Source organism: Streptomyces sp. NPDC054863, from assembly GCF_053610825.1.
Window position 1 is genome coordinate 1 of sequence record NZ_JBSGZD010000389.1, and the last position, 6,262, is coordinate 6,262.

3 protein-coding genes are annotated in these 6,262 nt (G+C 71.1%); all 3 read left to right on the top strand.

Translation table 11 applies throughout. The annotated features are described in order from the left end of the window. Positions 1–44: 44 nt before the first annotated feature. The 3 genes from ACWGIG_RS35970 (at position 45) to ACWGIG_RS35980 (ending at position 6,238) form a co-directional block, all read left to right on the top strand. Positions 45–1,856: an ABC-F family ATP-binding cassette domain-containing protein gene (locus ACWGIG_RS35970; protein WP_453325916.1), complete on the top strand. Its 1,812-nt coding sequence runs from the start codon at positions 45–47 to the stop codon at positions 1,854–1,856. 281 nt (positions 1,857–2,137) lie between these two features. Beyond that, positions 2,138–3,940, top strand: coding sequence for an outer membrane protein assembly factor BamB family protein (locus ACWGIG_RS35975; RefSeq protein ID WP_453325917.1), 1,803 nt, complete (start codon positions 2,138–2,140; stop codon positions 3,938–3,940). A gap of 333 nt (positions 3,941–4,273) precedes the next feature. Then, positions 4,274–6,238: an outer membrane protein assembly factor BamB family protein gene (locus ACWGIG_RS35980; protein WP_453325918.1), complete on the top strand. Its 1,965-nt coding sequence runs from the start codon at positions 4,274–4,276 to the stop codon at positions 6,236–6,238. Positions 6,239–6,262 lie beyond the last annotated feature (24 nt).

Below are 6,262 nucleotides of genomic sequence, written 5' to 3' on the forward strand. Positions count from 1 at the left end.
ACGCTGGGAGGTCTATCCGTCCCCGCCCCCTGGAGCACCCACTCATGGCCGTCAACCTGGTCAATGTCGAGGCAGTCAGCAAGGTGTACGGCACACGTGCCCTGCTCGACGGCGTCTCCCTCGGCGTCTCGGAGGGGGACCGGATCGGTGTGGTCGGCCGCAACGGCGACGGCAAGACCACCCTCATCCGGATGCTCGCCCAGCTGGAGGAGGCCGACGGCGGGCGCGTCACGCACGTCGGCGGACTTCAGCTCGGCGTCCTCACCCAGCACGACTCGCTCGACCCGGCCGCCACCGTCCGGCACGAGGTCATCGGCGACATGGCCGACCACGAGTGGGCGGGCAGCGCCAAGATCCGCGACGTGCTGACCGGTCTGTTCGGCGGGCTCGACCTGCCCGGCTTCGGCCAGGGCCTCGACACCGTCATCGGCCCGCTGTCGGGCGGTGAGCGGCGCCGCATCGCGCTCGCCAAGCTGCTGATCGCCGACCAGGACCTGATCGTCCTCGACGAGCCCACCAACCACCTCGACGTCGAGGGCATCAGCTGGCTGGCCGGGCACCTCCAGACGCGCAGGTCCGCCCTGGTCTGCGTGACCCACGACCGCTGGTTCCTGGACCAGGTCTGCACGCGCATGTGGGACGTGCAGCGCGGTGCGGTGCACGAGTACGAGGGCGGCTACAGCGACTACGTCTTCGCGCGCGCCGAGCGCGACCGCATCGCCGCCACCGAGGAGGGCAAGCGGCAGAACCTGATGCGCAAGGAGCTCGCCTGGCTGCGCCGCGGCGCCCCGGCGCGCACGTCCAAGCCGCGCTACCGCATCGAGGCCGCCAACGAGCTGATCGCGGACGTGCCGCCGCCGCGCGACACCAGCGCGCTGATGAAGTTCGCCAACGCCCGCCTGGGCAAGACCGTCTTCGACCTTGAGGACGTCACCATCCAGGCCGGGCCGAAGACGCTGCTGAAGCACCTCACCTGGCAGCTCGGTCCCGGCGACCGCGTCGGCCTCGTCGGCGTCAACGGGGCCGGCAAGACCTCCCTCCTGAGGGCCCTGGCCGAGGCCGCCCGTACGCAGGGCGACGTACAGCCCGCGGCGGGCAAGGTCGTCGTCGGCAAGACGGTCAAGCTGGCGTACCTCTCGCAGGAGGTCGGCGAGCTCGACCCGAACCTGCGGGTGCTCGAAGCCGTGCAGAAGGTCCGCGACCGGGTCGACCTCGGCACCGGCCGGGAGATGACGGCGGGGCAGCTGTGCGAGCAGTTCGGGTTCACGAAGGAGAAGCAGTGGACCCCGGTCGGGGACCTGTCGGGCGGTGAGCGCCGCCGCCTCCAGATCCTGCGGCTGCTGATGGACGAGCCGAACGTCCTCTTCCTCGACGAGCCGACGAACGACCTCGACATCGAGACCCTCACCCAGCTCGAAGACCTCCTCGACGGCTGGCCCGGATCGATGGTCGTGATCTCGCACGACCGGTTCTTCATCGAGCGCACCACCGACAAGGTCTTCGCGCTGCTCGGCGACCACACGCTGCGCAACCTGCCGCGCGGGCTCGACGAGTACCTGGAGCGGCGTGCGCAGGTCGTCGCCGCGTCCGCCGCCCTCGCCCCGGCCGCCCCGGCGAAGGCCGCCGCCAGGCCGGAGAAGTCCTCGGGCGACGCGCGTGCCGCGAAGAAGGAGCTCCAGAAGATCGAGCGGCAGCTCACCAAGCTCTCCGACCGGGAGACCAACCTGCACGCGCAGATCACCGAGAACTCCACCGACTTCGCCAAGGTCGCCGAGCTGGACGCCGAACTGCGTCGACTCATCGGCGAGCGGGACGAGTTGGAGATGCGCTGGCTGGAGATGGCCGAGGACGCGTGACGTCGGAGCGGTCGTCGGACGGCCGCGGTGGCGTGCGGGACAACGTAGAGAACACGTAGAGGGCTCATAACGAGCGCATCACAGGCCGGTCCTCCCTTGGGAACAGGGGCGGGACCGGCCCCTTGTTCGAGGGCTCCCAGTGATAGAAAGAAGCCCCGCTCGACTGACGTATATCTGCGGGATCCAAGCCCGATTCGCTCCTTTCCGGGAGGATGTGACCGCCCGGAATCGCGGGGGAGACCGACCGGGCAGCGGACCCCCGTGTGAAGAGGTAAGTGCTGATGTCTCAGCCGCCCAACCAGCCGCCGCAGGGGGGCTTCGGCGCCCCGCAGGACCCGAACGCCCCACAGGGCGGGGCTCCGCAGGGTCCGCCTCCGGGTGCTCCGCAGCCGCCGCCGGGCCCGCCGCAGATGCCGGCAGGCCCGCCGCAGGGGCCGCCGCCCGGCCAGCCGGGCTACGGATACCCGCAGGGTCCCCCGTCGGCCGCCGACAATCCGTACGCGCAGCAGGCCGCGCCGCAGCAGGGCTACGGGTACCCGGGTCAGCCCGGTCAGCCCGGCCCGTACGCACAGCAGCCGCAGCCGGGCTACGGCTACCCGGGCCAGCCCGGTCAGCCCGGCGCCCCGGCCCCCGGCGGCAACGGCCCGCAGAACAAGCAGAAGCTGCTGCTCATCGTCGGTGCGGCCGTCGCCGCGCTGATCGTGATCGCGGGCGGCATCTACCTGGTCTCGGGCGGCGAGAAGGAGCCGATCGCCAAGCCGACCACGGGTGCCGGCCCCTCCGGCGCCCCCACCGTCGACAAGGGCGACGGCAAGGGCGGCAACGGCCAGTCGGACGCCCCGGGCCGCGACGCGGGCACGGACTTCAACTCGGCCCGCCAGCCCGGCGACTCCAAGGTCCTGTGGAACCACGTCAACGCGGTCGACCTGCCCAAGGGCGGCGGCAAGGTGATGCCGATGTGGTACGTCGGCGACACCGTCATCCAGACGTACTACAAGACCATGACGGCGTACGGCGCCGCCGACGGCAAGAAGCGCTGGGAGATCCCGTTCCAGAACGAGGTCTGTGCCGCGCCGCGCCAGGTCGGCGCGGGCGACAAGGTCGTCATCGCGGTGAAGGACAACAACACCGAGAAGTCCAAGTGCAACCAGCTCCAGCAGGTCGACCTGAAGGCCGGCAAGACGGGCTGGCGCAAGGAGGTCGCGGCCGAGGGGCTCTTCACCGGTGCCAGCGTCGAGGAGATGGCGATCGCGGGTGACCTCGTCACGACCACCCGGTTCGTCGGCTCCGGCGCCTTCAAGCTCAGCGACGGCTCGAAGGTCTTCGGCAACGAGAAGATCAACAACTGCCGCGCCACCGGCTTCGCCTCCAACGGCACCCGGATGATCGCGGTCGACAGCTGCGGCACCGGCGACCCGGCGTCCGAGCAGGTCCGTGAGCTCGACACCACCACCGGCAAGGGCAAGTGGACCTGGAAGGTCCCCGCGGGCTGGGCCGTGAAGCGCGTCTTCTCGGTCGACCCGCTGGTGCTCTACATGGAGAAGGGCAAGAAGGAGGCGGGCAACATCACCTTCTTCAAGGCGAACGGCACCCCTGCCGCGCAGTTGGCCAAGGGTGAGGAACTGCCCGAGCCCTCGTGCGGCTGGGCGATCATGAAGAGCGACCTCCAGGGCTGCCAGGGCGTCGCCGCCGACGCGAACACCCTGTACGTGCCGAGCAAGGCGGAGCGCAGCCTCGACACGGGCCGCTCCAACGAGGTCCGCGCGTACGACGTGAACACCGGCAAGCGCAAGTGGGCCTCCAAGGGCGAGGGCAACACGCTGGTGCCCGTCAAGGCCGAGGGCGGCTTCGTCTTCGCGTACACCGAGCCTTCGTACGACAAGCCCGGCGGGCTCGTGAAGATCCCCGCTGCGGGCGGCAACCCGGTGTCGGTGCTGAAGAACCCGTCGTCCGTGCAGTCGATCGAGAACGGCATGTTCTCCAAGATCATCGGGTACGAGGGCGGCCGGCTCTTCCTCTCCCCCGACCGGGTCTCGGGCAAGGACGACGAGAAGCCGCAGACCCTGCTGGCTTTCGGCAACTGATGTGTACGGGGCGGGAGTTCGGCCGGTAACGGCTGTTCCCGCCCCGTCCGCCTACCCCGCCCCGGCCGCCCGGTCCGGTCGGTCCGGTCGGTCCGGTCGCTCGGCCCACCCGGCCACCCGGTCCGCCCGGTCCGCCCGGTCGGCCTGTTCGGCCCGGTCCGTCTGCTCAGCCTGCCCGGCCGGTCCGTCCGCTCGGTCGGTCCGCCTGCTCGGTCGGTCCGCCCGGCCCGGGCCGTCTGCTCCGGCTCGTGCCACCGCACCCCGAAGACTTCCGAGGGTCCCCGGATCCTCACCACCCTGCCACCGTCCTACGTCCCCAGAGGTAGTGCCCACATGACGCAGCCGCCCAACGAACCCCCGCAGAACGGGGCCGGGGCTCCGCCCCCCTCGCCGTTCAGCAAGACCCCCGAGCCCGGCCAGAACCAGGCCCCGCAGCCTCCCCAGGGTGCCCCCGGCCAGCCGCCGCAGACGCCCCCGCCGCCCGCCGGCGGCTTCGGCGCGCCCACCCCGCCGCCGGCTGGTGGCTTCGGGGCGCCCACCCAGCCGCCCGCCGGTGGCTTCGGCGCCCCGACCCCGCCGCCCCCCGGCCAGCAGCCGGGCCAGCCCGGTCAGCCGCCCACCCAGCCCGGCTACGGCTACCCGCAGACCCCGGGCCAGCCCCCGCAGGCTCCCGGCCAGCCCCCGCAGACGCCCCCGCCGGGCCAGGCGCCCCCGGCCGGTTACGGCTACCCGGGCCAGCCCGGCCAGCAGCCCCAGTCGGGCTACGGCTTCCCGGGCCAGCAGCCGCAGCCCGGCGGCCGGCCCACGGTCGGCATGTACCCGCCCCAGGCGCCCGCCCCGCAGCAGCCCGGCGGCAACGGCGGCGGTCTCACCAATCAGCTGAAGATCATCATCGCGGCGGTCGCCGCCGTCGTCCTGATCGTCGGCGCGGGCGTCGTCTACAAGGCGACCAGCAGCGACGATCCCACGGACGTCGCGGGCACCTCCTCCGGCGGCGAGGGCGGCGGCCCGGCCTCCGGAGGCAAGGCGCCGGAGGGCCCCGGCAAGGAGGAGGTCCCGGCCTCTTCCGCGGCCAGGGTGAAGTTCCAGATTCCGTACCCGACGGTGGGTGACGTCACCACCGTCAAGGGCACCTGGATCACCGAAAAGGTGTTCGCCAAGGCCCTGGTCAACTCCGTCGTCGGCTACGACGCCGACAAGGGCACGCAGCTCTGGAAGCTCGACCTCCCCGGCGCGGTCTGCGGCTACTCCCGCTGGCTCACCGCCGACGGGACCAAGGGCGCGGTCCTCTTCGAGGGCCCCAAGGAGTCGGGCAAGAAGTACGCCCAGTGCACCCAGATCGGCCTGATCGACCTCAATGCGGGCAAGCTGCTGTGGCAGAAGGGCTTCAAGGACGCCGACGCCCCCGCCCGCATGGAGAACGTCACCATCAGCGGCAACACGGTCGCAGCCGCCGGTCTCTACGGCGGCGGCGCGTTCGACCTCTCGGGCAAGGAGCTGTGGAGCCCCAAGCCCACCGCCGACGAGTGCAAGGACAAGGGATACGCGGGCGGCCCCGACGGTCTCGTCGCGCTCCGCTACTGCGGTGACTACGACTCCCCGCAGATCCTGGTCCAGCCGCTGAACCCGGCCACCGGCGCCCCGCTGAGCACCTACAAGATGACCGCGGGCGCCGACAAGGCCGCGATCCTCTCGGTCAAGCCCCTCGTGGTTTCCGCCGACGTCGGCGACACCGCCGAGGGCACCTCCGGGATGTCGGACATCTTCTCGGTCGACGCGAAGACCGGGAAGCAGATCGCCAAGATCTCGGTCGACGGCGAGAAGTACGAACCGAGGTGCCGGTTCGACGACATCGAGAACTGCACGCAGGTCGTCGTCGGCAACAACCGTGTCTACCTGCCGACGGCGCAGCGCCGGGGCGGTGCCGATTCGGGCCGCACCAACGAGATCGTCTCCTTCGACCTCACCACCGGCAAGCCGACCTCGGACCGCATCGACGCGGGCGAGGGGTACTCGATGTACCCGCTGCGGATGGAGGGCGGGAACCTGATCGTCTACAAGATGCCGCCGTACAACAAGGGCGGTCGTGTCACCAGCATCGAGGGCTCGACGCTGAAGCAGACGGTCCTGCTGGAGAACCCGGCGGACCGCACCGTCACGAACACCGAGCGGGACTTCACCTTCGACATGAAGGCCGTCAAGTTCGCCAACGGCCGCCTCTACCTGTCGAAGGACATGGTCAGCAAGCCGAGCAGCGTCTCGGAGAAGAAGTACCTGGCGGTGGTCTTCGGTCCCTGACCGGAGCACGCAACGGCCGTGGGG

Bases quoted from the DNA above. Each gene is read 5' to 3' on its own strand.
- ACWGIG_RS35970 (WP_453325916.1), top strand. From the start codon at position 45: ATGGCCGTCAACCTGGTCAATGTCGAGGCAGTCAGCAAGGTGTACGGC.
- ACWGIG_RS35975 (WP_453325917.1), top strand. From the start codon at position 2,138: ATGTCTCAGCCGCCCAACCAGCCGCCGCAGGGGGGCTTCGGCGCCCCG.
- ACWGIG_RS35980 (WP_453325918.1), top strand. From the start codon at position 4,274: ATGACGCAGCCGCCCAACGAACCCCCGCAGAACGGGGCCGGGGCTCCG.